The sequence below is a fragment of the Chroococcidiopsis sp. [FACHB-1243] genome (assembly GCF_014696895.1).
In the GTDB taxonomy this organism is placed as follows: domain Bacteria; phylum Cyanobacteriota; class Cyanobacteriia; order Cyanobacteriales; family Chroococcidiopsidaceae; genus Chroococcidiopsis.
This window is the reverse complement of sequence record NZ_JACJQX010000003.1, coordinates 45,558-70,083: the sequence shown is the minus strand read 5'-3', so window position 1 is coordinate 70,083 and position 24,526 is coordinate 45,558. Positions and strand designations below refer to the sequence as shown.

Here is a 24,526-nt window from a genome sequence, read left to right as displayed (position 1 = left end):
TTTCTAATTCAGAATAGTCTCCCAACTTTCCTTTTTAAGGGAGTAAACTATTGCCCCCTTTTTAAGGGGGTTGGGGGATCTTCTTCGCAGTCAAAAAGTAAATTAGCATCAGCGATCGACTACAAAATTGTCGGAATCTCCTTCAAATAGACTCGGCTAAATGGTTCATCTACACCCAAAGTATATTGTTCGAGTAATCCCTGGCGGCGAATTGAAACATTATTTCCCTGCTTGATGATTATGGTAGAATCTTCAAAAACATCTCGCGCCAACATCATTTCAATTTCTGTGGGATTATCTAAAACAACCATATTACTGCCGTAATAAAACATCCCTTGAGTTGCTAAAACATCTTCCTCATACTCAACTATTAATAGATCGAGTTTGGGATTGCGCAACAAATTTTGAACGTTTGTATTGTAATCTCGATGCAAAATCTTTTCTGCACGATTGATATAAACGCCATCTCGACACGCAGCACCAATGACCCAATCGGGGTGGTGAGATAAAATTTGATCGATAGTTGTTTGTAGTTCCGCTACCTTAATTCGGTTAAAGGTAACTATCGGTATTCTCGCTTCAGTTCCTCCGTCAAAAAAGGTTTCTAAAATCTTTTCAGGTACGTCAACACTCTCGCCTACGGCGGGGTTAAGGTGCATAAAAATCCCAGGCGCAGCATTAATTTCGAGAATGCTAAAGCTGCTATCTTTCCAAGATTTTGCCAAATCTTCAGAAATGACATCGATTCCCAAACAAGTGAGGCGAAAATGCTGGGCGACATCTTGCGCCAGAATCATATTATCAGGATGAACTGTAGGTGTGGCATCAATACTTACACCACCAGAGGAAAGGTTGGCAACTTTACGCAAATACACTCTCCGTCCCTCTTTAATAACGCTGTCAAGAGATAAGCCTTGCTCCTCCAAATACATATCCATTGCTTCATCCAACTGGATTTTACTCATGGCAGAAGTTGGCGTGTCTCTACGTGCATCGGAACGGTTTTCGCGATCGATCAGTTCTGAAATCATTGAATATCCATCCCCAACTACTGAAGCGGGACGGCGTTCGGTTGCCGCGACAAATCGACCGTTGACGCACAGCAAGCGGAAATCAGCACCAGAAATACTTTTTTCGACAATGATCCGAATTGGCTGTTCTTCTGGAACTGCTTTGACAGCGCGATTAAAAGCAGCTCTTAGCTCCTCAGAGTCTCTGACATCGGCGGTTACGCCAATCCCTTTATGACCGACAACAGGCTTGATAGCGACGGGATAGCCAATATCCTCCGCTGCATCTAAAGCTCCCTCGCGACTAGTGACGATTTCTCCGCCTGGAACTGGAAAGCCAAGGGTGGCTAGAAAAGCTTTACAGTCATCTTTACGGGTGGTAAAGTCCGAGTCTATATGACTGTCACCGTCAAATGTGGTTGCTATGCCACGCACTTGCTTGCGACCGTAGCCGTATTGCATCAGTCCTTCATCCCACAAATAAAAAGCAGGAATACCTTTTTCGTTAGCTTTGCGCAAGAGCGAGTAGACGGTAGGACCACCATAAACAGACCGACGAAAGATATTTTGTAGATTACGCATCTGTTCGTCAAACGCAATTTCTTCATCTAATGTCATGGCTTCAAACCAGTCCCAGACGAAGTAAATGACCGATCGCGTCGTTCTAGTATGGAGCGACTGAACGCTAATTCTTGCCCCTCGTTCTAACGGTTTTACGTTCCAACAGTGGAAGTGCAAACCCATATCTAGTTTGCTAACTTCTGATAATGTCCGTGCAAACAAATGAGCGTGAGATTCATATTTTTCCTCGCGCAGGTGAGGATAGCGATCGCTTATTTTTTCTATGTAATCTGCAATTTCTAGTGGTTCTCGATATCCCGTCAAAGCAAAATCAAAAGTACATGCTGCCCTATTTAAATCGGGATTAGAACCAATGGAATGTTTGAAGTTGAATAGATCGAATATATCGGTCTTTCTAGCATTAACGCGCACGACATCAGTACTTGTATCTATTACCATTTTTATCCTCCTTTTTTCAGTTATTAGGGAGCAGGGAGCAGGGACGAGCAGGGAGCAGGGAGCAGAGGAGGATGGGGGAGAAAATACCAACTACCAATTACCAACTACCAACTACCAACTACCAACTACCAATTACCAATGACAAATAACCACAGTATCATCCGATTGGTATACTCCCACTTGCCATTTATAGCAAATAATACGGTAGCGAAAAATACAACTTTGGAAAGGTGTGAGGGCAAGCAGAAATTTTATATAACTAAAAGAATAAATAAATTGTTTGGAATCGTTGACATATGAAAGGTACAGTAACCGATCTAAGAAACGAAGTCCGATATCTGGCGGAGGAAGCTTTTCACCGCAAATTGATTTCCGGCTATGGTGACGGTGCGAATGAAAAAGAGTACCAAATTGTATTTAATGGTAAGCCTCGACATCTTTCTCTGGCACAAGCACTCTCTTTTCTCAGCGATTTAGTCGCTCGGTGCGATCGCAATTAAAACTAAGTACTAAATTACATTACTGGACGTAGACCCTTTACGAGGGGTCTTTTTTTGTCCGTGGCGATCGCACCCAAATCTGCTTACTATGTTAATTTTTATAATTCTGTATCGGAATCTACCAGAAGACGGTTTTAACTAGAATATTTGTTGTGTTTTCTTGAGAATACTCACTTAAAGTATGATATGGATACGAGTATGAGTAACAATCGGGGGGCGCTAGTCATTATTGGCGGTGCAGAAGACAAAGAAGGTGAATGCCAAGTTTTAAGGGAATTCGTCCGCCGCGCTGGGGGAACAAAAGCACGAATTGTGATTATGACGGCAGCCACGGAATTACCGAGAGATGTAGGAGAAAACTATATCAGAGTATTTGAGCGTCTGGGCGCGGAAGATGCTCGTATAATTGACACCGAAACCCGTGAAGATGCTAGATCCTCTACTGCCCTAGAAGCGATCGAAAAAGCTACGGGAATCTTTTTTACTGGCGGCGACCAAGCCCGGATCACCGATATTCTCAAAGATACAGATATAGATGCACTGATTCACAAGCGTTTTGGCGAAGGAGTAGTCGTAGGAGGTACGAGTGCGGGTGCAGCGGTGATGCCAGATGTGATGATTGTTGAAGGAGACGGAGAAACTCATCCCCGCATGGATACGGTGGAATTGGGACCAGGAATGGCATTTTTACCAGGAGTGGTGATAGATCAGCATTTTTCTCAACGGGGACGGTTAGGGCGCTTAATTTCTGCCTTAGCACAGCAACCAGCCGTTCTAGGATTTGGGATTGACGAAAATACTGCTATGGTAGTAACCGATAGTCAATTTGAAGTGATTGGCGAAGGTTCTGTCACTATAGTTGATGAATCAGAAGCAACCTACACTAACGTAAGCGAGATCTTAAAAGATGAACCGCTGGCAATATGTGGCTCAAGATTGCACATTCTGCCCCACGGTTACAAGTTCGATCTGAAAACTCGTAAGCCAATTCTGGAAAATTTCACCTCGAATAACTCAACTTTGGAAAGTTCAACCTCGAATAACGGGGTGACTAATGGCAACGTAGCAGCTAGTCAGGCAACTGTCTAAAATTATATGTAGGTGTAATACATATGTAGGGGCGCACAGCTAGCTGTGCGCCCCTACATATGTACGTACCTCATTCCTTCTCTGGTATGAGGCGATCGCCCGATATATGTAGAGAAAATTGTCGTATTTTGTCATCCGCAGCAGTTAATCGGGCAAGGTAATGAAAAATCATCAAGAATTCTCGCTCTTTGCTCCCTACAATAATGCAGCAAATTTAATTGGGTCTTTCTCCAACTGGCAAGAGATTCCCATGACGAAGGGCGAGGACGGATATTTCCGCACCCAAGTAGAATTAGAAGACGGGGTGTATCAATATAAATTTCGCCTGCAAACCAAAAGTCCTAACTTTGAACCTGATGAATGGATAGAGGCGGTCGATCCTTACGCTACAGATGTCGATCGCGACAACCATAATAGTATCGTACGGATTAAAGACGGGAAAAAAATTGTCGATGATTACGTCTGGCAACACGACGATCGACCTTTACCAACCAATCGCGAATTAATTATTTACGAACTTCATATTGCTGATTTTTCCGGGGGAGAAGGTGACGAACAAAATCACGGTAAATTTCAAGATGTCATGGAAAAGCTAGATTATCTCAGCGAACTGGGAATCAATGCAATTGAATTCATGCCTGTGAATGAATTTCCTGGGGATTATAGCTGGGGTTATAAAGTCCGCCATTTCTTCGCTACCGAATCTAGTTATTGCTCTAGTTATGAATACAAGCAGTTAATTGATGAATGCCATGCTAGAGGTATGCGCGTTCTCATGGATGGCATTTACAACCATTCTGATGAAGAATGTCCGTTATTACTCATCGATCGCAATTACTGGTATTACCCCTCAGCGAAAAATCCTAACGATTCTAGTAATTATTGGGGACCCGAGTTTAATTACGAAAAATCCGACGACAATTTAGATCTTCGTCCGGCTTGGAAATTTATCGGCGATGTGGTGCGCTACTGGGTTCAAGAGTTTCACCTTGATGGTATTCGGTTTGATGCCGTCGCCCAGTTAAATAACAACGATTTTTTTCATTGGATTACTCAGGAAGCTAGAAACGTTGCTAGTTCAAAACCTTTTTACAACGTGGGCGAACGCATTCCCGAATCGCCCGATCTTGTTGGCTTAAAGGGACCAATGGATGGCTGTTGGCACGAAAGTTTTCGTTATTTTATTGTGCCTTACATTAGTGGCGAACAGTTCGATTTAAACAAACTCAAAGAAGTATTGGATGGCAAGCCCCAAGGTTATGAAGATGCTACCAATATGGTAAATTACCTTGCCAGTCACGATCGCAACCATCTAATGGCAGAGTTAGGCGATCGCGGTATATTTGATGATGCTGCGTTTAAACGGGTGAAATTGGCAGCAGTTTTACTCATGACAGCAGTAGGCATACCGATGATTTGGATGGGGGAAGAATTCGGGATGCCTTCTCGTCAAACCCCTAATCGACCGAATAAACTGGACTGGTCTTTATTAGAGAGCGATCGCAATCAAGATTTATTGTCATACTACAAGCGCTTAATTGCCTTACGCAAAGAACATCCTGCCGTCCAAAGTAACAATATCGAATTTTTTCATGAAAACTCAGATGCGAAAGTTTTGGCTTACGTGCGTTGGAACGATGCAGGCGATCGAGTTGTAGTTGTAGCTAACTTTTCTAACCAGTTTTTAGCTGGTTATCAAGTTACCAAGTTTCCCGCTACGGGTAAGTGGTACGAGTGGACTCATAATTATGAGATTGAAGCCACCGATAAGGGTGCGACTGTCGATCTAGCAGAATATGCAGCGAAAGTATTTATCTTGTCGAGCTAATTCTATGGGAGAGGGCAGAAGGAAAGTCATATCAGGAAGACAAGTCACAAGTCATAGATCGACTGATAACTCACAAATGAGCAACTACCAACTACCAACTACCAACTATCAACTACCAACTTTCTCAAATAAATCGAGCCGATATTGTTCTTCTCTTTGTGCTTTGAGATGGCGTAGTTGAGTAGGGACTAGTTCTAAAAATGCTTCGTGGACTTCATCGCCGCTGAGTGGATAGTCTTTGGCGTAGAGAGTCCAGTGAACTAAAAGTAAATGTCCGCCTGGTTCTAGGTGAGACAGAATCAGTTGTTGTGCTTTTCTCAAGTCTTCCCAACACCAGTAATATCCGACTTCGGAAACTAGAGTTAGATCGAAGGTTTCATCGGGGTATTCTTGCGGTACTCCCATCAGTTGCAAGCGGACATTTGGGAGAGATTCGCAACGTTTTATAGCACGGTTTAAGGCTGGTTGCGATAAGTCTACAGATAGCAGGCGATCGCAACGATTGGCTAATTTTGCGGTTAAGACTCCAATCGAACAGCCAATTTCAAATGCAGAATGATAGCGCGATCTGGATAAAGCGGCGATCGTGGCAGCGTATTTATTTGCTTCGTATTCGCTGGTTTCAAATTTCCATGGGTCGGGATCGGCGGTGTAAAGATTGTCAAAGTAACTGGCTGGTAAGGATTGTTTCATAGTTCTTCCACATACACTTCCCAATTACGGGTAAAATTTGCCAGCATTTCTGGCGTGAGACGAAAGCCTTCTGGATCGTCGTCAATTAGATTCGTTGTCTGAGAACGATACGCCGCGATCGCCTGTTTTTTCACTTCGACAACATCGCTGATATCTAACCGCCATGCTGTAATGCGATCGCTTGTTGCTAGATCTCTTCTTTGCGTTTCATCCCAATCCCAAATCGGATATTCAATGAATCGAGGCGAATTTTGGGGATGTGGGGGCGCATAGCCGTGCGCCCCCACGATGGCATAATGAACGATCTGCCAAGTAGCGCGGTGATCGGAGTGAGGATCGAATCGCCAGGGTAGGAACACTATATCGGGTTTTATGGCTGTGATGCGATCGCGACACATTTCAACTGCTGCTGCAAAATCGGGTATTTCTGGAGTGGGTACTGCCCCATCTGGTAATCTAAGAAAATCTACCGCAGATGCCTCTACGCCTAAAGTCGCTGTAGCAGTGCGGGTTTCGGCTTCGCGCAGCGATCGCAATTTGGCTGTGGAATACTGGCGCGATCGCGGGTGAGACATCGTACCATCGCTGATAACTAATACGTTTACCCGATTGCCTAAAGACTTTAATAGGGCGATCGCACCCCCACAACCTAAAGTTTCGTCGTCGGGATGGGGTGCGATGACTAAAATAGACCCTGTGGCAATTTCAGCCACGCTACGCCAAGGTAAAATAGTCGGGTTGCTAAATAGCGATTGATTAGTCGTCTGACTCATAACACCAGAGAGAATTTGCAGGTGAGGATTCAGATAGGGCATACTGTCCGACATTAGCGATCGCTGCATCAAATGCAGGTTGACGCAGATACAATGTCAGATCTCGAATAATCCGTTCCATTGGAATTGGTGGTAGTAAACCCCGCGTCCCAACACAGCGTTCGCACAGTTGAATTGCATCCATGCAGGTTTGCTCGATCGCCGTGCGTACCATATTGGCATAGGCAACTAACTTATCTGCTTGTTCGTTGGAGGTATTGGCATCACCAGCAAAAGTAGGGGCGTATGCTTTGACTAAATCTGCTGCGCCACGCAACCACAGATTACCGCTTTCAATGGCGATCGCCATTTGCCCCACCCGCGTCTGTTGATACGGATCGAGAGTTCTGCCTAATTTGTCGAGATACTTGCGGGTTTCATTAAATAATGCCTCTGCCCCACCTAGCTGTACGGCAGCAAACCGAATCACTCCTGTTGTCAGCCAAGGTTGTCTGTAGTAGTCTCCTGGTTTGCCAATTAGCACCCCAGCATCCAGTTCTACCCCACTGAAATCTACCTTAAAGCTTGCTGTTGCCCGCATTCCTGAAGGTTGCCACCAAGCCGGATCGCTGACTGTAGCAACTTCTTCCATCGGGACGATACACATTTGCCAGCTGCCATCTGGCAAAGCACCGCTAGCAAAAGGACGTTCTACGTAGCCAGAACCAGAAGCAAAGGTTTTCGACCCTTGCAACTGATACTTGCCATCTCCCATTGGGAAGATTTTCACGCCATCGCTAGCTTCAGCATTCCATACGCCAAATATTTTGTGGCGATCGCGGGCATCGCTGGCATATGCTTCGATTTGTGCTTTCGTCCCAAATGTTTGAATTAATTGTAAGGCGTTAACGTGTCCCTCATAGATTCGCCCCACGGCAAGATTCCCGCGTCCGATCTGTTTGAGCAATTGCAACGTTTCCCAAGTGCGGCTAGAGTCAATTCCTAACCCCAGTCCACCTAATTCTGGTGGTAAAGGTGCTGCTAGTAAACCAGCTTGGGCGATCGACTCAAATTCTTTGACTGGAAAGGCTCCATTGACATCAATTGCCGCAGCGTTACTTGCACAGAAATCGGCAATTTCCTCAGCCCGTACCAGTAACTCAGCCAGAGATAATTTTTGGGGGCTGATTTCTTGGGTTGATAGTGACGCGATCGTATCTACTTTCCTCACTGGCTCTTTCTGCAAACATCTATAACGATGATGTTGGCAATTTTATGAGAAAACATCTGTCTTCTGACACGCTTTGTCAGTGACTTAAGTAAGAATTATTGCTTAACGGCTAATACTACTAAAAACTCGTAAAACCCGCTCTATAGGTACAGATAAGGCACATCCTACCTTTGTCATAATAGATATATCACATCAGACAGCTTTAGATCCACTACATGAAAATACAGTCATCGGTGTTAGTACACCTCGGCTATGGCAAGTACGTCCGTTCCGACCAAGTGACATCGATTGTACCGATTGAGGAAGATCGGGGACCAGGACGGCGGACATTCGTACACCTTGAAGGGCAAGTCGATCCGGTTGTGGCTTCGCGTGCAGAAGACTCGATCGTACGGGATTTAGTCCAAGAGCCACGCGACATTACCCAGTCTCGCCAGCAACAAGAGATTTTGCAGGATTTACTCATCGATCTGCAAAACATCAACCCGACGATTCGTCGGATTGTCCGCGATGAAGGTGAGTTAGATCTCGATCGCTTAGAACGACGGATTAAGGGAGCGATCGAAGAATAGACACATTCAACCTCGTGTAGAGACGTTACATGTAACGTCTCTACAAGATGCAAACTATATCGTGATTTTTCTCGCATGACGATCGCACAAGACAAATTCAATCAACCGTCTGCGCAAATGCAAGTCCGTTCGGCGCGATTGTGGATGCCAGAACGGGTCATATTTACTCCCGCAGCTTTAGCGGAACCCTACGCTCAGCAAATTTTAGCACGGGTACAGGCGCTCAACCTACCAGTAGAAGAATTACCGCGCAACCGTTTGACAAATTTGAGAGGAGAGAGCGATCGCGAAACCTACGATATTGCCAAGCGCACCCTCGCCGTTGTCACCGCACCACCAAGTGCTTTGAAACTCAGTCCTATTCCTCCTTCGGCTGACTGGCAGTTTCATCTGGCTGAAGGTTGTCCAGCACATTGTCAATATTGTTATTTAGCTGGAAGCTTGCAAGGTCCACCAGTCATTCGCGTTTTTGCCAATTTACCGCAGATTTTAGCCAATACTGCATCATACGAGCAGCAAAGTAAAGCGACTAGTTTTGAGGTGAGTTGCTACACCGATCCTCTGGGAATCGAGCATCTCACGGGTAGTTTGGCTGAGTGCATCCGCCACTTCGGGACGCGCCAAGATGGATATTTGCGTTGGGTATCGAAATTTGATAATGTAGATAGCTTGTTAGAGCTGCCTCACAACGGTCATACGCGCTGTCGTGTCAGCGTTAACGCCGCACCTATATCGGGAAGATTTGAGGGTGGTACGGCTTCTGTAGGCGCGAGATTGCAGGCGTTAAGAAAGCTAGCATTACCGCGATCGCAAGGTGGTGGCGGTTATCCTGTGGGGTTAGTCATTGCACCCATTATGGATATGGAAGACTGGGAATCGCATTACACTCAGTTATTTGATGCGATTAGCGCAGCATTAGATTTCGATTGCGACTTAACTTTTGAGTTGATTTCTCACCGCTTTACTCCAGGTTCCAAAGAGGTTTTGCTTTCTTGGTATCCTCAAACCAAGTTAGACATGGACGAGTCAAAGCGCAGCGTCAAGCGCAATAAGTTTGGTGGCACGAAATACGTATACGATACCGACACGATGAGAGAGTTACGCAGATTTTTCGAGCGCCAGATTCAACAGCGTTTTCCTCAAGCAAAAGTTTTGTATTGGACTTAATTTGTCATTTGTGAGACTTCTGTACGGGTGGGTTTTGACGCAAGATTTAGGGTTGGAGCTGTCATGCACCACTGCTATCGCGCACTAGTCAATATTCATCACTGCTCGCTACTCACTTCTTCTGCTAGAAGTGTATTGTAATTGGAGTCAATTGTGTATGAGGTGCGATCGCCTTAGATGAGCTAACTGCTACAGCTATAAGAGCATTAGAATAAAACAGTGATTGGTGACTGATGGTTAGAATAGCTTCCTTGTCCCCCTTGTCTTCCTTGTCCCCCTAACCCCTAACCCCTAGTATGCGATTACCCGATGGTCCCAGTGGTTCGCCTTGGCTGCGGAGACTGAGATTTATTAATTGGATCTTACGCCCGTTTGAGGTGATGGAGGCACGGGCGAAAAAGTATGGAGATATTTTTGCGATCGCCAAGAATGCCTCACCGTCGATGGTATATTTGAGCAATCCAGCCGCGATCGAGCAAGTTTTAGGTGCAAATCCAGAGTTTTTTGATACTAATAGCGGTAATGATATTTTACTACCGTTATTAGGAGCTAATTCGCTGATTTTACTCGGCGGGATGAAACATCAGCGTCAGCGTAAGTTATTAATGCCACCCTTTCACGGCGATCGCTTGCGAACTTACGGACAAACTATTTGGGATATTACTACACAAGTTACCAGTCAGTGGCAAGTAGGACAATCGATAACCGTTCGTGCTGCGACACAAGAAATCTCGATGCGCGTCATCCTCAGCGCTGTTTTTGGTTTGGATGGCGGGGAACGCTGCGATCGCCTACGAAAACTGCTAACCTCTCTGTTAGAAACTGTCAGTTCCCCTGTAAGTTCGATGGTACTATTCTTCCCTTCCCTACAAAAAGATTGGGGAAAGTGGAGTCCTTGGGGACTGTTTTTGCAAATGAAACAGCAAATTAATGACTTGCTAATTGCAGAAATTCAACAAAGACGTGCAGAAATTTCGCATTCAACGTCTCCACAGCGCGATGATATTCTTTCTTTACTACTAGCAGCGCGAGACGAAGCAGGTCAACCTATGACCGATGAAGAATTGCGCGACGAACTGCTAACTTTATTATTTGCCGGACACGAAACAACTGCTTCAGCACTTGCCTGGGCATTATATTGGCTCGATCGCCTGCCGGAAGTCAAAGAAAAGTTACAATCAGAAATTGACTCGATAGGAGACAATCCCGATCCGAGTACGATCGCTAAACTACCATACTTGAATGCTGTTTGTTGCGAAACCCTCCGCATTTATCCAATTGCGATTAGTCCTTTCCCGCGCATTTTGAAAGTCCCAATGGACATTGGTGGCTATCAATTTGAATTGGGATCGATTGTGGTGATTTCTATTTATCTCACCCATCAGCGCGAGGATCTCTATCCTCAACCTAAACAATTCATTCCAGAACGGTTTTTAGAACGGCAATTTTCTCCTTACGAGTATTTGCCATTTGGTGGTAGTAATCGCCGCTGTATCGGTGCAGCTTTTGCCTTATTTGAAATGAAATTAGTATTAGCAAATATCCTTTCAAATTACGATCTCAAATTAGCAAGTAACCGTCCTGTCAAACCAACTCGTCGCGGTTTAACAGTTGCTCCTCCAGCTAATATGAAAATGATTGTGGAGCAAAAGTCAAAAGTGGAAAGTCAAAATTCAAAAGTATTGCTGACGAGCAATCGCTAAGTGACTTAAGATGAGACTCAAAAACTTAAATAATGCATTAACTGAGAAATAATCTGACCTGGAAGGGACAATCGTTTTTGAAAATCAACTAAATTTCGATAAGCACCAGCCATCTGACGATTTTCTACAACTGCTTGCGCTAATGCCAAATCCATAGTGGGAATTTGGATTAAATCTTCTACTGTCGCTGTATTGGGATTGAGGCGAATCAGAGGAGAAGTCTCTGCATCGTAGTAACAGAATTTGAGGATTGGTGTCAAGGGTGCGAGGCGTTGTACGGGAACGCTCAAAGCAGCGGCAATATCTTCAATACAATAAAACTGTACCCCAGCATGGCTGAGTTGAACGAGCGATCGCGCTTGATGTATGGAAAGTCCCGGTAGCCTTAACCAGTCATCTACCGTTGCTTGGTTGACATCAATCTGAATTCCTAAAGACACCGCCACAGCAATTTCTTCTAATGATTGCAACCGATAATAGGGATCGTTTAGCAATCGATTGCGGATCGTTTGAATTTGCAGCCAACTGAGCATTGGGGAGTCGGGAGTTGTAGGGGCGGGTTTTTTGAAGATAACTGTACTGGAATAAATAGTCCTATAATTGAACCCGCCCGTACAGGAGTCGGGTTTGCTTATCACCCATTACCCATTACCCATTACCAATAAAATTATATTTGCTCTAATAACTGGCGACGTTTTTGCTCAAATTCGTATTCGGAGATTAACCCCTCTTGGCGGAGATCGTCTAATTCTCTCATAGCAGATGCGATCGCGCTCACTCGGGCTGGCATGACTGTAGTTGAGGGGCGCTTAGATAAAATGGAAAAATTGGCAAGATTAGTCACGCTCGTTCCAGACATGCCTAATTCACCGAATTCAGAATTAAAGTTGAGGTCAAACTCCTCACTGTCTTGTACTAAATACCAAAATCCTTCAATGGCGCTAGCTACGCGGGGTATAGGTGTCCATGAGAGCAGTAGATAAAGCAGTCCCCACAAAGGCTGTCCCAAGTAAAATTTGTGCAATCCAGCAATTGGCATCGGCAACACCGTACAAGCAAAAGCCAGAGTAGCAGCAACTTTACGATTTTTTTGTTGGCTGACGATGCTCATGAGGACAACTCCAAAGGAAAAGGGGGGATTAAAGGTATTTTGTCAAGGCAGCGATCGCTTTTTAACTACCTTACCTTCTATATTATTCATCTTCAACCTCCCTGGAGATCCGCGCTGTACCGTAAGGTCAGCGTCGGGAGGAAAGGGAGGAGGGAGATGTTGTAGAATTGTTGATATAACAATTTCCACTTAAAAAGTAGCAACATCAACTGTGTTAAGAGTAGCCATGATTACACAAATACTACATTGTCCTTACTGCCAGGGAACAGATCTTGTTAAGAATGGTAAGACTCCCCAAGGAAAGCAACGATATCAATGTCGAGAAGATCCTTGTAGTGGTCGAACATTCATTTTGGATTATGCTTATCCTGGTCAATCCAAAAAAGTCAAAGAACAAATCGCAGACATGGCACTTAATGGAAGCGGTATTCGAGATACAGCAAGAGTATTACGTGTGAGTACTAGCACTGTTATCAAAGAATTAAAAAAAAGAAACCACAACTGCAACAAGTGAATATATCAGTATTGAAGCAACTGGATTCCGAGGCAGTTGCAGTTGATATTTGTCTGGTTAAGCTAGACGAAGCAGAGCCACAAAGAGAATCTGAGGAGCGATGAAATGTGGAGTTTTGTGGGAAACAAAGCTAATCAAAGGTGGTTATGGCACGCGATCGAGCGTCATAGTGGCAAAGTTTTGTCTTATGTGTTCGGGAGACGCAAAGACGATATATTTTTACAACTCAAAGCACTATTGGAACCATTGGGAATTACTCGATTTTATACTGACGGTTGGGGTGCATATGAACGCCATCTAGAAGCAAGTCAGCATGAAATTAGCAAGAAAAACACTCAAAAAATTGAAAATAAACACTTGAATTTACGGACTCGTATTAAGCGACTCGCTCGGAAGACAATTTGTTTCTCTAAATCTATTGTTATGCATGATATTGTCATCGGGTTATTTATTAATCGCTATGAGTTTGGACGAGCAATTTAAAACCAAATTAACATATGTATAACACCTCCAAGTTACCAATTTGTTTTTATCTCCCGCTCCTTTTAGAGAGATTTCAAAGCCCCCCTTGTGTTTTGGGGGGTTTGGGGGATCTCTAACGTTGCAACCAAGCTTGGGTGCGCTTTTGCAACCCTTGCGTCAGAAACCAGTAGAGGATACGTATCCCAATACTGGTAAAGACAATCAGTGCAGACATAGCCGCCGCCGCTGCCGTATCTCCCGCATCATCCATATTGACGATCGCCACTGCTGCGACTGGGAGCGTGGGAGGATAAAGAAAGATAATGGCGGAAATCGTAATCATAGCGTTGACAAAGTAATAAATCCCAATCTCCAAAATCGCGGGTAAGGAGAGGGGAACTGTGACGCGCCAGAACGTTTGATAAAATGGCACAGACATGGCAGCAGAAACCGCCTCAAACTCTGGATCGATCTGTTTGAGGGCTGTATTTGCTGTGAGAAAACAAACCGTGTAGAAATGAATGATGTTACACAACACCAAAATCCCCATCGTGCCGTAGAGCCAATTGAAGGGATTGACTAGGAGATAATTTTGAATAAAAGGAATTTCCCAGTAAGGATTGTTGAAGAAGAAAACGTAGGCAAGACCGAGAACTAACCCTGGTAAGGCAAGCGGAATTGTAGACAAAAAGTAGTTAACGCCGCGCAACCATTTGAACCCTTTACCCTTTTCTACTAGGTAGGCACTGATAAAGACTGCGATCGTTCCCACTACTGCGGTGTAAAACGACATTTGAATGCTATTCCAATAGGCACCGTAACCACCGCCACCTACGGTACTAAAGTTGTAATGTTTGAAACCCAAAGTAAAGTTGTAGGGCCAAACTTGAATTAGAGAAGCAAAAACAATTGTCAGCAGAACGATGACAGCAAATCCAGCAGTTAAAGTACAAAAACCAAACATCATCCCGTCCAAACTAGGATTGGGTTTTGGTTGGAGAGGAACCGCTTTAGCACTCACTGCTGCTGTCTGGCGGCGTTGCACGATTTGATTGATAATAAAAGCAACGACTGTTGGTATTAATAAAAACACGCTGATGGTTGCACCCATCGCAAAATTTTGCTGACCGATGACTTGCTTGTAGATATCTGTTGCTAGCACGTTAAAGTTACCGCCGACAACCTTCGGTACGCCGAAGTCTGTAAAGGCAAGCGTAAAACAGACAAAAATCGCACTCATTAAGCCGTATTTGATTCCAGGTAAGGTGACAGTCAAGAACGTGCGAGTGGGAGAACTGCCCAAAACCTCAGATGCTTCGTATAAGCGAGCATCAGTTAAACTCAAAGCTGTGATGAGAATTACGAGTGCTTGAGGAAAACAGTAGAGGACTTCCCCGATAATGATGCCGTTAGCACCGTAGAGTCCGATATTCCAACCAGGTAACAAACCGAATAAACCCGTTGTAACAACACCTTGGTTGCCAAACAAGTAAATCAGTCCGATCGCATGGGCAAGAGGCGGAATATAAAGCGGTAACATACCCAAGATCCGGAAGATATTCTTTCCTCGCATTGCCGTGCGGGTGAGAGCATAAGCATAAATAAACGCCAACATGACAGCAATAATAGTGCTGGCGATCGCAATATATAAACTATTAAAAAAGGAAGCTGCTAGAGCTGGTGTCGTCAAATACTGGATGTAATTGGCAAAACCAACCCACCGACCGCTAGAATCTTGAAAACTCCGCGCCATCATCGGGTAAAGCGGCAGAACCACCCCTACCAAAAGCCAAAGAGTGCCGAGAATTAGCAGCACTCTCATTATCCAGTCTTCGGTAGTAACAATTTGCGATCGTTGGCGAAAAACCGCTCTTTGAGTTGTTGTCATATTGGTTAAACTTCCTGTGACTGTAAGTAAGCTTATCCAAGGCTTTTTCGCCTGCTCCCTGCTCCCTACTCAAGCTGCAAATACCTGAATTGACTCTGGCGGGAGTTGAATCTGTAACAGAGAACCTGAACCCAGATCCAACCGCCGTGCTTCGTGGACTGATAGATCGATCGCGATCGCTTCTTTTGAGTCTCCCTCTGGCAGCAAGTTCACCAAATACCCCGCACCGAGAAACTCCATCCCTTGCACTTCGGCTGTGACGATATTCGCGAGTGAGGAATGGAGCGTATCTTTAGCTAACACCCGCACGTCTTCAGGACGGATTGCCGCAGTGACTTTTTGATTGACAGGAAAGATGTTTTGTGGTGCGTGCAAAATTAAATTGCCACAACGCACTTGAGTATCTGAAACAGCAACCCCTTGCAAGAGATTCATCGTGCCGATGAAATTGGCGACAAACTCGGTTTGGGGACGCTGGTAGACGGCTTGTGGCGCACCTACCTGAGCAATATAACCCTTATCCATCACGACAATCCGATCTGCCATTGCCAGGGCTTCGGCTTGGTCGTGAGTTACCATTACCGTTGTGATTCCCAATCGCTTCTGCAACTGAGAGATCTCCGTTCGCAACTTGATTCTGACTTGAGCATCTAAAGCAGAAAGAGGTTCGTCTAGCAACAACAATCCAGGAGACAGGGCTAAGGCTCTAGCTAAAGCCACCCGCTGTTGCTGTCCGCCAGACATCTGCGCTGGGTACTTCTGTTCCATACCGCTCAAACCTACAAGTTCGAGGAGTTCCTCAACCCTGGTCTTAATTTCGCGCTGCGGTTTCTTAGCATTTTGCAACCCGTAGGCAATATTCTGGGCAGCGGTTAAGTTGGGAAACAGAGCATAGGACTGAAACACGATGCCAAAGTCTCGTTGGGAAGCGGGTAAACGGGAAACATCTTTCCCTGCTTGAATCACGCGCCCGCTCGTTTGCGTTTCTAAACCGCAGATAATTCTTAGTAGCGTTGTTTTACCGCAACCAGAGGGTCCCAACAAACAAATAAATTCCCCAGGATAGACATCTAAGAAAATATCCCGCAGTGCCACGAAATTACCGAAGTTTTTTTGGATGTTTTCAATTTGCAAGTAGGGGCGCGAGAGTTCCGGTATGGATTCGGTAGCAGAAGATAGGGGAATTTGTTCGGATATGCGATCGCGCTGTTGAGATGTAGTATGCTGTTCGGGGAGATTCGTCATGACTTTGCTCCTGTCTGACAAGTTTTTTCCGTCTGCCATCTGCCGTCTGCCATCTGCTACAACTACGTTTTTGGTTCTGATTTAGAGTCGTAGCGTTTCGTCCACTCTTGCAGAATGCGATCGCGATTTTGCGCCGCCCATTTAAAATCGTTCTTAATCATCTGCTTCAACGGTTCGGTCGGATATCCCTGCGGAATTGGTTTGTCTGTCTTGACTGCTGTAATCGCAAAGTTCTCGGCATATTTCTGGGAAACGGCTGGCGTAACTGCCCAATCTAAAAATGTCCTGGCGGCTGGGTTAATTTGCGGCTTCTGTACTAAGGCATTGGCTTCAATATCCCAACCCGAACCCTCTTTAGGAAACACTGGCTCGATTGGTTCGCCATCGTTTTTCTGTTTTACTGCTCGGTAGTCAAAGGAAATCCCAATGGGATATTCTCCTGCACCTGCTGCTTTACAAGGACGAGAGCCAGAATGCATATATTGGGCAATATTTTGATGCAATCCATCCAAATACTTCCAGCCTTGTTCTTCTCCCTTCATTTGCAAAATTGCCGAGACTGACAAGAAACCCGTTCCAGAGGAAGCCGGATTCGACATCACGATCTGGTTTTTATATTTAGGATTTGTCAAGTCAGCCCAGGATTGGGGCATCGGTAAATTCTTTTTCTGCAACTGCACCGTATTGACGCAGAATGCAGACATCCAAGCATCAATTCCGACCCAGTGCGGCGGATTGCGATCGTCTCGAAATTGCGATCGCACCTTTTCTAGTCCGGCGGGAGCATAAGGTGCTAATATCCCTTGCTGGTCGGCAATTAACAAACTAGAAGCAGCCAGTCCCCAGACTGCATCGGCGCGAGGATTATCTTTCTCTGCCAACAGCTTAGCCGTGACTACCCCCGTCGAATCTCGCACGATATTGACTTTGAGATCGGGATGCTCTTTCTGAAACAGAGCGAGATATTCCTTAATTTGGTCGTCTTCCAGTGCCGTATAAACTGTTATTGTTGATGCTGATGCGGTTCCCGTCTGAGCAACATTTGTCGTGTTTGTTGCCGTCTTTGTTGCCTGGGGTCGCTCGACGACACACGCCGTTACTCCCATCACCACCAGCATTCCTAGTGCGGATTTCCAACTAATAGCAAGCCAGCTTTTTCCGTTGAACATGCCCCACCACTTGCATTATTATTTTGCAATAATTATTTAGAAAATATTCAGATGTGCAAACCCCTACACAAAACAATAAGATAAGAGGATAACCAGCGCGTTAATTTATGGTTAAGCTTGATTTATTGAAACATTAATTTTGTTGATAAAATTGTAAAATTACTAGTAACTAAGTACGGTAAAATTCTTCTTTACCATTAATATTCTGAGATTAAAACTATCACTAGAATTATTTTTATTTAAATCTAATATTGAAATAAAACTTATCAATATTGACATTCTCATCGATCGTAATCTACCTGTATAAACAGCTATAAGCACGAACAAGCTTGGCAAATAAGTCACCGCTACGATTAGAAAAATGACAAAAATTCAACTCGTCGTTTTTGACATGGCAGGGACAACGGTGAAAGATCGGGGTGAAGTGCAAGCCTGCTTCTTTCAAGCTGCTGCCAGTAACGGATTGCAAGCAGACGGCGATCGCATCAATTCGATGATGGGGTGGTCGAAAAAACAAGTATTTCAAACCCTGTGGCAAGAGCAAATTGGTAGAGATAATCCAGACTATCAATCCAAAGTTGAAAAATCATTCACAAAATTTAAATATATCCTAGAAGAACATTACAGAACTCAATCTGTTGAACCTACAGAAGGTTGCTTAGAGTTATTTGAGTGGCTTAAATCTCGACGAATTAAAATTGCTTTGAATACGGGTTTTTATCGTCAAGTCGCTGATATTGTTTTGCATCGTTTGGGTTGGGATCGAGGTTTAGGTAGTGACTATGTAGGTACAGAAGAGTCAGTCATTCAAGCTTCGGTTACGCCTTCAGAGATCTATAACGATGAAGGTCGTCCAGCGCCATTTATGATTCAAAAAGCCATGTATAGGTTAGGCGTAAAAGATCCAAAAACTGTTATAACAATTGGAGATACACCCGCCGATATTGAAGCTGGCATCAATGTAGGTTGTCTTTTTTCCTTTGGCGTGACTAACGGTACGCATACAAAAGCGCAATTAGCTCAATATCCTAATGATGGGTTACTTAGTTCTTTACTGGAATTAAAAGATAGGATTGTTAGTTTTGAAAATGGTTGTTAGCGATCGCCAATTACCCATTACCAATTACCCATTACCAATTTAGATATTCATCATGACATCACATAAACAAGCAGATGTGGCGATCGTGGGAGCGGGAATCGTTGGTTTAGCTCACGCTTTAGCAGTAGCAAAAAGAGGTCGAAAGGTCGTTGTTTTTGAAAGAAATTTATCTGTTGTCGGGGCATCAATTCGCAACTTTGGAATGATTTGGCCCATCGGTCAGCCTACAGGAAAGTTGCTCGATCGCGCTATGAAGTCGCGAGAGATTTGGACGCAGATAGCTCCTCAGGCGGGGTTTTATCTCGAACAGTCTGGTTCTTTACATTTGGCATATCGTCAAGATGAAATGGATGTGCTAGAAGAATTTGTTGAGACTGCAAGAGATGCAAATCGTCCTGTAAAGTTATTAACTGCGGCTGAAGCCAGCGAAAAAAGTCCAGCAGTTGAGACTGATGGCTTGCTGGGGGCGCTCTGGAGTCCTACAGAGATGACAGTCGATCCGCGAGAGGCAATTCGGAAACTACCAGGCTTTTTGACTGAAGTTTACGGCGTAGAATTCCACTTTGGTAAGGTAGTAACGGAGATTTCCTATCCTCATTTCATTGCTGGGGGAGAACGATGGACGGCAGAGCAAATCTTCGTTTGTAGCGGCGCGGATTTTGAAACATTATATCCGGCAATTTATGCTGCTAGCGGACTGACGAAAGTCAAGTTACAAATGATGCGGACTGTTCCTCAAGCCAATAACTGGCGGTTAGGTGCATCGTTAGCTGCGGGTTTGACGTTGACTCACTACGCTGCTTTTGCCAACTGTCGATCGCTTCCAGCCCTCACAGACAGAATTGCGACGGAAACACCCCATTTTCCGCAGTGGGGCATTCACGTCATGATGTCTCAAAATAGTGCAGGTGAATTAATAATTGGTGATTCTCACGAATATGGTTTGAATCCAGAACCATTCGATCTGGAGATTGTTAACGAGTACGTCCTGAGCTATCTAAAATCCTTTGCTAAAATTCCAGTGTTGGCGATCGCCGAAAAGTGGCATGGTGTTTATGCTAAGCTTCCAGGTCAAACTGAATTTGTCGCTCAACCCGAACCAGGTGTAACGATTATTAACGCCCTGAGCGGTGCGGGAATGACTCTATCTTTTGGCTTTGCAGAGGAATCGATTGCCGATGGGGATGCGAGTCGTACCGAGGAAGTTGTGGGAGCGGTCGGCGAGCGTATGTGTTGAAAAATTGTGGCGGTCGCAAATTCCTAATAACCAAAGCTTAACCCGCTCTAATCCGTAGCGTAACCTGTTTTTCCTAAAGTTGCTACAGGTTGGTCGTGCGGCATTGTACAGATCTTCACCATAACTTGCAGCGATCGTAAGTGTCTACGATCGCGCTTGCACGGGCAGACAGTCTATAGCTTGGGGAATAAAAGCGCGATCGCATTTCTATATGGGAGGTTAATAAAAGAGTGGAGATGCAAGTAAGGAAGATCTCAGCAGTAATGGCTGCGGTATTTGTGGCGTGGGGAGTGGCGCTATCTGCTACAGCTCAACAGCAGAAGAAGCTAACTGTTTACTCAGGGCGGGAAGAGAAAATTATGGCTCCCCTGATGGAGAAAGCCGAAAAAGCTTTAGGGATGGATATCGAAGTCCGTTATGGGGATTCGACTTCTTTAGCGATCGCGCTGATTGAAGAAGGCAAAAATAGCCCTGCTGACATATTCTATGCCCAAGATGCAGGTTCCTTGGGAGCTGTCGCGAAAGAAAATTTGACTCAGAAACTTCCTGACCAACTATTACAAAAAGTAGAACCACAGTTTCGTTCTCCTACAGGGCAATGGGTGGGTATTTCTGGAAGAGCGCGGGTAATTGATTACAACACCAAACTGGTAAAACCAGGCGAACTCCCCAGTTCTGTAATGCAACTAGTCGATCCCAAATGGCGCGGGAAAATTGGTTGGTCGCCGACCAATGGTTCGTTTCAATCTTTTGTCAGTGCCATGCGAATTATGGAAGGCGATCGCCAAACCCTGGAGTGGCTCAAAGCAATGAAAGCGAATGGTGCTAAAAGTTACGACGGGAACTCTGCAATCGTCGAAGCTTTGGGACGAGGAGAAATTGCTTTAGGATTAGTCAACAATTACTATCTCTATCGCTTTACTAAAGATAATCCTAACTTTCCTGTAGCAATTCACCATACGCAGGGCGATGCGGGAGCCTTAATTAATGCCGCAGGTGTAGCAGTGTTGCAAACGACTGACCAAAAAAACGACGCAGATAAGTTTGTTGCTTATCTGCTCAGCCCAGAAGCGCAACAATTTTTGACTCAACAGTTTTACGAGTATCCGTTAGTAGGGGGGATTTCAGTCTCGCAAAAACAAGTTCCTCTACAACAGTTGCAACCTCCCAAGATCGACCTGAGCCAGTTGTCCGATCTGAAGGGAACGCTGGGATTACTTCAGCAGGCAGGATTGTTGTGACGATTGGGGAATCGGCTAGGGGCGCACAACTGTGCGCCCGTACATGGGAGTCGGGAGGTACGGCAGCTCAAAAGCCGCCACTAGTTCTTGTCTGCGTTGCTATCCCGATCGCGATCGCTGTCTTAATGCCTCTAACTTATCTCGTCATCCGCACGGCTGGCGTTGGTGAGGAAAAGTTGTTAACTCTCATCTCTCGTCCGCGCACGTTGCAAGTCTTGCTCAATAGCGCCATCTTAGCGATAGTAACTCCCATCTTGACGGCAGCGATCGCCGTTCCCCTTGCCTTTCTCACTTGGCGGACAGATTTACCCTGGCGCAGGTTTTGGCTAATCGCTACGACTTTACCCCTAGCAGTTCCCGATTATGTCTGTAGTTTTGCGTTGATTGCCGCTTTTGGACCTAAAGGTAGTTGGTTGCAGTGGTTGCTAGAACCTTTGGGAGTGCAAGAGTTACCAGAGATCTACGGTTGGGGTGGAACACTGCTAGCACTGACGCTACTCACCTATCCTTATATGTTGCTGAGCATCTGGACGGGATTGCAAGGCATCCACCCAGCCCAAGAAGAAGCGGCTCGGAGTTTAGGATATAACCAAATCGAGACATTTTGGCGCGTCACTTTACCTCAATTGCGTCCGTCTCTGTTAGCAGGCGGAGCGATCGTCGCAATGTACGCTTTGCAGGATTTTGGGGCAACTACAGTCATGCGGTTTGATGCCTTTACACGGGCAATCTACATTTTGTATCGGTATACCTTCGATCGCCACCAAGCGGCAACTTTGGCTTTGATGTTGGCGGGTTTGGTTCTCCTACTATTGTGGCTGGAATCTAAAGCGCGATCGCGGGCTGTTTACTACAGCCAAACTACAACTTGCTACCATTCGCACCCAACTGTGCGTTTACGTGTCTGGAAACTTCCTGCTCTGATATTTTGTTGTGTCGTAGTCAGCCTTGGCTTAATATTACCCCTCGCTGTCACCTTATTCTGGCTGTGGCGTAGTTGGCTCAGTAGTGGGTTGTCGGAAGTTGCTTCCCTCCAAAAGTTGCTGGAATTGGCATGGCACTCGATTTTTGCCTCTGGACTAGCAGCCGTAGCTGCAACCGCCTGCGCTTTACCCGTAGTAGTCCTCTCCGTGCGATTTCCGAGTCGTCTGACTACAGCGATCGAACGTTGTACGTACATCGGCTTTGGCTTACCAGGGATTGTTGTGGCTCTATCTTTAGTCTTTTGGGGAGCAAATTATTTACCTTGGTTGTACCAAACATTACCCATGCTGGTATTTGCCTATTTAGTCATGTTTCTCTCTCAGTCAGTAGGGACTGTCCGTAGTTCCTTACTCCAGATTACCCCTCAGTTAGAAGAATCAGCCCGCAGTTTGGGTAAAAACCCTTGGCAAACCTTTACTGCGATTACGTTTCCTTTGTTACGTTCAGGCGTGTGGAGTGGGGCGCTGTTGGTGTTTTTAACAGCAATTAAAGAGTTGCCAGCAACGCTATTACTTGCTCCCATTGGTTTTAACACTTTAGCCGTACATATTTGGAAAGCCACTGAAAATGTCTCTTACAGCGATGCTGCGGCTAGCTCCCTAGTGATGCTAGTTGTTTCTATAGGCTCGACGTTATTATTACTGTCCCAAACTAGTTTAAAAGAACTCATTACCGAAGCACCTATTTTAATTAAGGAAGTAGATTAGTGGAAAAGTAAAAAGTAAAAAGTAAAAATTCAAAAATATATCAAAGATATTTAACAAATGACAAATGACAAATCAGACATCTTGTGCTTAGAAAATGTAAGCTTCAAGTTTTCTACCATGACTACCCCAACTATTGCCAATGTTAAATTAACATTGGCAAAGGGAGAGATTCTAGGATTACTCGGAGCGTCTGGATGCGGGAAAACTACGTTGTTACGAATTATCGCTGGGTTTGTATCACCCTCAGCAGGAACGGTAGCGATCGCTGACAAAGTTGCCGTAATGCACCACGGTAAATTGTTACAAGTCGGTACGCCAGAAGAAATTTATTACCAACCAGCCTCTTGCTTTGTGGCTCAGTTTGTCACCCAAGCAAATTTTCTTCCTGCTAAACATCGTGGCGAATTTTGGGAAACAGAAATCGGGTTTTTTAGGGATAGAAGCCAGAAGTCGGGAGTCGGGAGTCGTAAGTTGTAGATCGCGCACCACATACCACTCAATTACCAATTACCAACCACCAATTACCAAACTTAGTTCATAGAGGATTTTAATTACATGAATTGGGAAATATTTCTGGGAAGTTTTGCTGGAGCTTTAATTGAGTTCGTTGAAATTTTGGGAGTCGCGATCGTCGTTGGTAGAGTGGCAGGTTGGCATAATGCATTGCTGGGTACGGTTGGCGGAATTGGTTTGACAGCGATCGCTTCTCTTGTTTTAGGCAAAAGTTTGACGCTAATTCCCCTCAATCTGCTCAAAATTGTTGCGGGAGGATTTTTAATCGCTTTTGGACAAAAATGGACGCGATCGGTGGTGCGATATTATGGCGGTATCCTCAAGCCAAAAGATGATGAAGACGAACAGTTAAAGCAGCAACTACAACAGGAGAGAGTATCGTCAGGCTGGAGTTGGTTGGCGATCGTCACGACTTTTAAGAGTGCGCTGCTGGAAACTTTAGAAGTGGCAATGGCGATCGTTGCATTAGGCGTAACGGCAGGAAAATGGTTAGATGCGATCGCGGGAGCGGGAACTGCGGGAGTGGGGTTACTCGGTTTTGCTTTCCTACTGCGCCATCCCCTGAATCAAATTCCGGTCAAGCTGATGAAATTTTTTGCTGCCATGCTATTAATGGGGTTTGGGATTTACTGGCTAGGGGAAGGACTAGATTTCCACTGGTATACAGGTAGCTTGGCAATGCTATGGTTGCCTTTAGTTTGGGGAATGTTGATGGCTGCTGCGGCTTCAATTCTGCGCTGGCGGATGGGATTGCACAAACAAGAAGAGGCAATTGGTTAGCTCGTAAAGTA

General features: G+C 45.0%; 22 protein-coding genes and 2 pseudogenes. 15 read left to right on the top strand and 9 right to left on the bottom strand.

The annotated features are described in order from the left end of the window. Positions 1-119: 119 nt before the first annotated feature. Entirely contained in the window at positions 120-2,030 is a 1,911-nt protein-coding gene (locus H6G17_RS02955; RefSeq protein ID WP_192154001.1) for an acetate--CoA ligase family protein, read from the bottom strand. Between H6G17_RS02955 and H6G17_RS02950 the strand changes: the two genes are divergently transcribed. The 4 genes from H6G17_RS02950 to H6G17_RS02935 all read left to right on the top strand — a co-directional run bounded on the left by H6G17_RS02950 (position 2,015) and on the right by H6G17_RS02935 (position 5,447). Continuing rightward, entirely contained in the window at positions 2,015-2,179 is a 165-nt protein-coding gene (locus tag H6G17_RS02950) for a hypothetical protein (protein ID WP_199316419.1), read from the top strand. The two genes, H6G17_RS02955 and H6G17_RS02950, sit on opposite strands and share 16 nt — an antisense overlap. Before the next feature lie 147 nt (positions 2,180-2,326). After that, positions 2,327-2,530, top strand: coding sequence for a hypothetical protein (locus tag H6G17_RS02945; RefSeq protein ID WP_192153999.1), 204 nt, complete (start codon positions 2,327-2,329; stop codon positions 2,528-2,530). Between the two features lie 198 nt (positions 2,531-2,728). Then, complete coding sequence (locus tag H6G17_RS02940) at positions 2,729-3,619, top strand: cyanophycinase (RefSeq protein ID WP_192153997.1); 891 nt, start codon at positions 2,729-2,731, stop codon at positions 3,617-3,619. Positions 3,620-3,779: 160 nt separating this feature from the next. Next, positions 3,780-5,447 (top strand): alpha-amylase family glycosyl hydrolase, encoded by a 1,668-nt coding sequence (locus H6G17_RS02935; protein WP_192153995.1) that lies wholly within the window; start codon positions 3,780-3,782, stop codon positions 5,445-5,447. 108 nt (positions 5,448-5,555) lie between these two features. Here H6G17_RS02935 and H6G17_RS02930 read toward each other — a convergent pair whose 3' ends face one another. The 3 genes from H6G17_RS02930 to H6G17_RS02920 are packed head-to-tail and all read right to left on the bottom strand — an operon-like array spanning position 5,556 to position 8,123. Next, on the bottom strand, positions 5,556-6,140 hold the full coding sequence (locus H6G17_RS02930) for an SAM-dependent methyltransferase (protein WP_192153993.1): 585 nt from the start codon (positions 6,138-6,140) through the stop codon (positions 5,556-5,558). Beyond that, positions 6,137-6,913, bottom strand: a complete 777-nt coding sequence (locus H6G17_RS02925; RefSeq protein WP_192153991.1) for a PIG-L deacetylase family protein — start codon at positions 6,911-6,913, stop codon at positions 6,137-6,139. The genes H6G17_RS02930 and H6G17_RS02925 overlap by 4 nt, the downstream gene beginning before the upstream one ends. Then, positions 6,897-8,123, bottom strand: a complete 1,227-nt coding sequence (locus H6G17_RS02920; RefSeq protein ID WP_192153989.1) for an acyl-CoA dehydrogenase family protein — start codon at positions 8,121-8,123, stop codon at positions 6,897-6,899. The genes H6G17_RS02925 and H6G17_RS02920 overlap by 17 nt, the downstream gene beginning before the upstream one ends. A 215-nt stretch (positions 8,124-8,338) precedes the next feature. On the opposite strand from H6G17_RS02920, the gene H6G17_RS02915 reads away from it, so the two are divergent. From H6G17_RS02915 to H6G17_RS02905, 3 genes are all read left to right on the top strand, one after another. Then, positions 8,339-8,695, top strand: coding sequence for a hypothetical protein (locus tag H6G17_RS02915; protein WP_015153152.1), 357 nt, complete (start codon positions 8,339-8,341; stop codon positions 8,693-8,695). 75 nt (positions 8,696-8,770) lie between these two features. Further along, entirely contained in the window at positions 8,771-9,862 is a 1,092-nt protein-coding gene (locus H6G17_RS02910; protein ID WP_192153987.1) for a spore photoproduct lyase family protein, read from the top strand. Positions 9,863-10,158: 296 nt separating this feature from the next. Next, positions 10,159-11,565 (top strand): cytochrome P450, encoded by a 1,407-nt coding sequence (locus H6G17_RS02905; RefSeq protein ID WP_192153985.1) that lies wholly within the window; start codon positions 10,159-10,161, stop codon positions 11,563-11,565. 17 nt (positions 11,566-11,582) lie between these two features. Here the strand turns inward: H6G17_RS02905 and H6G17_RS02900 are convergent, their stop codons facing one another. Next, a complete protein-coding gene (locus tag H6G17_RS02900) occupies positions 11,583-12,098 on the bottom strand; it encodes a ComEA family DNA-binding protein (protein WP_015153158.1) in 516 nt (171 codons plus the stop codon). A gap of 134 nt (positions 12,099-12,232) precedes the next feature. Continuing rightward, positions 12,233-12,670: an NINE protein gene (locus tag H6G17_RS02895; protein WP_192154290.1), complete on the bottom strand. Its 438-nt coding sequence runs from the start codon at positions 12,668-12,670 to the stop codon at positions 12,233-12,235. A 232-nt stretch (positions 12,671-12,902) separates the two neighbouring features. Here H6G17_RS02895 and H6G17_RS32365 point away from each other — a divergent pair, with 232 nt between their 5' ends. Together H6G17_RS32365 and H6G17_RS32360 are read left to right on the top strand one after the other, a co-directional pair. Continuing rightward, positions 12,903-13,190 carry an IS1 family transposase gene (locus H6G17_RS32365; RefSeq protein WP_199316450.1) on the top strand — a complete coding sequence of 96 codons (288 nt, stop codon included), beginning with the start codon at positions 12,903-12,905 and terminating at the stop codon, positions 13,188-13,190. 81 nt (positions 13,191-13,271) lie between these two features. Further along, a pseudogene (locus H6G17_RS32360) lies at positions 13,272-13,673 on the top strand (IS1 family transposase); the annotation flags it as partial. A 112-nt stretch (positions 13,674-13,785) separates the two neighbouring features. Here the strand turns inward: H6G17_RS32360 and H6G17_RS02885 are convergent. From H6G17_RS02885 to H6G17_RS02875, 3 genes are all read right to left on the bottom strand, one after another. Then, complete coding sequence (locus H6G17_RS02885) at positions 13,786-15,540, bottom strand: putative 2-aminoethylphosphonate ABC transporter permease subunit (RefSeq protein WP_192153983.1); 1,755 nt, start codon at positions 15,538-15,540, stop codon at positions 13,786-13,788. A 69-nt stretch (positions 15,541-15,609) separates the two neighbouring features. Next, the gene (locus H6G17_RS02880; protein WP_192153981.1) at positions 15,610-16,785 is read right to left on the bottom strand and encodes a putative 2-aminoethylphosphonate ABC transporter ATP-binding protein; all 1,176 of its coding nucleotides are present in this window, start codon (positions 16,783-16,785) and stop codon (positions 15,610-15,612) included. A gap of 62 nt (positions 16,786-16,847) precedes the next feature. After that, a complete protein-coding gene (locus H6G17_RS02875) occupies positions 16,848-17,954 on the bottom strand; it encodes a putative 2-aminoethylphosphonate ABC transporter substrate-binding protein (protein ID WP_199316411.1) in 1,107 nt (368 codons plus the stop codon). A gap of 361 nt (positions 17,955-18,315) precedes the next feature. Here H6G17_RS02875 and H6G17_RS02870 point away from each other — a divergent pair, with 361 nt between their 5' ends. The 6 genes and pseudogenes from H6G17_RS02870 to H6G17_RS02845 all read left to right on the top strand — a co-directional run bounded on the left by H6G17_RS02870 (position 18,316) and on the right by H6G17_RS02845 (position 24,515). Next, complete coding sequence (locus H6G17_RS02870) at positions 18,316-19,053, top strand: HAD family hydrolase (protein WP_192153979.1); 738 nt, start codon at positions 18,316-18,318, stop codon at positions 19,051-19,053. A 52-nt stretch (positions 19,054-19,105) separates the two neighbouring features. Next, the gene (locus H6G17_RS02865) at positions 19,106-20,290 is read left to right on the top strand and encodes a TIGR03364 family FAD-dependent oxidoreductase (protein ID WP_192153977.1); all 1,185 of its coding nucleotides are present in this window, start codon (positions 19,106-19,108) and stop codon (positions 20,288-20,290) included. Between the two features lie 236 nt (positions 20,291-20,526). Next, on the top strand, positions 20,527-21,531 hold the full coding sequence (locus tag H6G17_RS02860; RefSeq protein WP_192153975.1) for an iron ABC transporter substrate-binding protein: 1,005 nt from the start codon (positions 20,527-20,529) through the stop codon (positions 21,529-21,531). Positions 21,532-21,560: 29 nt separating this feature from the next. Next, on the top strand, positions 21,561-23,222 hold the full coding sequence (locus tag H6G17_RS02855; protein WP_347276404.1) for an iron ABC transporter permease: 1,662 nt from the start codon (positions 21,561-21,563) through the stop codon (positions 23,220-23,222). Positions 23,223-23,279: 57 nt separating this feature from the next. After that, positions 23,280-23,648 (top strand): annotated as a pseudogene (locus tag H6G17_RS02850) (ATP-binding cassette domain-containing protein); the annotation flags it as partial. 129 nt (positions 23,649-23,777) lie between these two features. Beyond that, positions 23,778-24,515, top strand: a complete 738-nt coding sequence (locus H6G17_RS02845) for a COG4280 domain-containing protein (RefSeq protein ID WP_192153971.1) — start codon at positions 23,778-23,780, stop codon at positions 24,513-24,515. Positions 24,516-24,526: the final 11 nt, after the last annotated feature.

Excerpts from the sequence above, each read along its gene's own strand:
- H6G17_RS02870 (WP_192153979.1), top strand. The coding sequence starts at position 18,316 with ATGACAAAAATTCAACTCGTCGTTTTTGACATGGCAGGGACAACGGTG.
- H6G17_RS02900 (WP_015153158.1), bottom strand. The coding sequence starts at position 12,098 with ATGCTCAGTTGGCTGCAAATTCAAACGATCCGCAATCGATTGCTAAAC.
- H6G17_RS32365 (WP_199316450.1), top strand. The coding sequence starts at position 12,903 with ATGATTACACAAATACTACATTGTCCTTACTGCCAGGGAACAGATCTT.
- H6G17_RS02925 (WP_192153991.1), bottom strand. The coding sequence starts at position 6,913 with ATGAGTCAGACGACTAATCAATCGCTATTTAGCAACCCGACTATTTTA.
- H6G17_RS02860 (WP_192153975.1), top strand. The coding sequence starts at position 20,527 with ATGCAAGTAAGGAAGATCTCAGCAGTAATGGCTGCGGTATTTGTGGCG.
- H6G17_RS02910 (WP_192153987.1), top strand. The coding sequence starts at position 8,771 with ATGACGATCGCACAAGACAAATTCAATCAACCGTCTGCGCAAATGCAA.
- H6G17_RS02865 (WP_192153977.1), top strand. The coding sequence starts at position 19,106 with ATGACATCACATAAACAAGCAGATGTGGCGATCGTGGGAGCGGGAATC.
- H6G17_RS02935 (WP_192153995.1), top strand. The coding sequence starts at position 3,780 with ATGAAAAATCATCAAGAATTCTCGCTCTTTGCTCCCTACAATAATGCA.
- H6G17_RS02945 (WP_192153999.1), top strand. The coding sequence starts at position 2,327 with ATGAAAGGTACAGTAACCGATCTAAGAAACGAAGTCCGATATCTGGCG.
- H6G17_RS02885 (WP_192153983.1), bottom strand. The coding sequence starts at position 15,540 with ATGACAACAACTCAAAGAGCGGTTTTTCGCCAACGATCGCAAATTGTT.
- H6G17_RS02845 (WP_192153971.1), top strand. The coding sequence starts at position 23,778 with ATGAATTGGGAAATATTTCTGGGAAGTTTTGCTGGAGCTTTAATTGAG.
- H6G17_RS02880 (WP_192153981.1), bottom strand. The coding sequence starts at position 16,785 with ATGACGAATCTCCCCGAACAGCATACTACATCTCAACAGCGCGATCGC.
- H6G17_RS02940 (WP_192153997.1), top strand. The coding sequence starts at position 2,729 with ATGAGTAACAATCGGGGGGCGCTAGTCATTATTGGCGGTGCAGAAGAC.
- H6G17_RS02955 (WP_192154001.1), bottom strand. The coding sequence starts at position 2,030 with ATGGTAATAGATACAAGTACTGATGTCGTGCGCGTTAATGCTAGAAAG.
- H6G17_RS02905 (WP_192153985.1), top strand. The coding sequence starts at position 10,159 with ATGCGATTACCCGATGGTCCCAGTGGTTCGCCTTGGCTGCGGAGACTG.
- H6G17_RS02930 (WP_192153993.1), bottom strand. The coding sequence starts at position 6,140 with ATGAAACAATCCTTACCAGCCAGTTACTTTGACAATCTTTACACCGCC.
- H6G17_RS02875 (WP_199316411.1), bottom strand. The coding sequence starts at position 17,954 with ATGTTCAACGGAAAAAGCTGGCTTGCTATTAGTTGGAAATCCGCACTA.
- H6G17_RS02915 (WP_015153152.1), top strand. The coding sequence starts at position 8,339 with ATGAAAATACAGTCATCGGTGTTAGTACACCTCGGCTATGGCAAGTAC.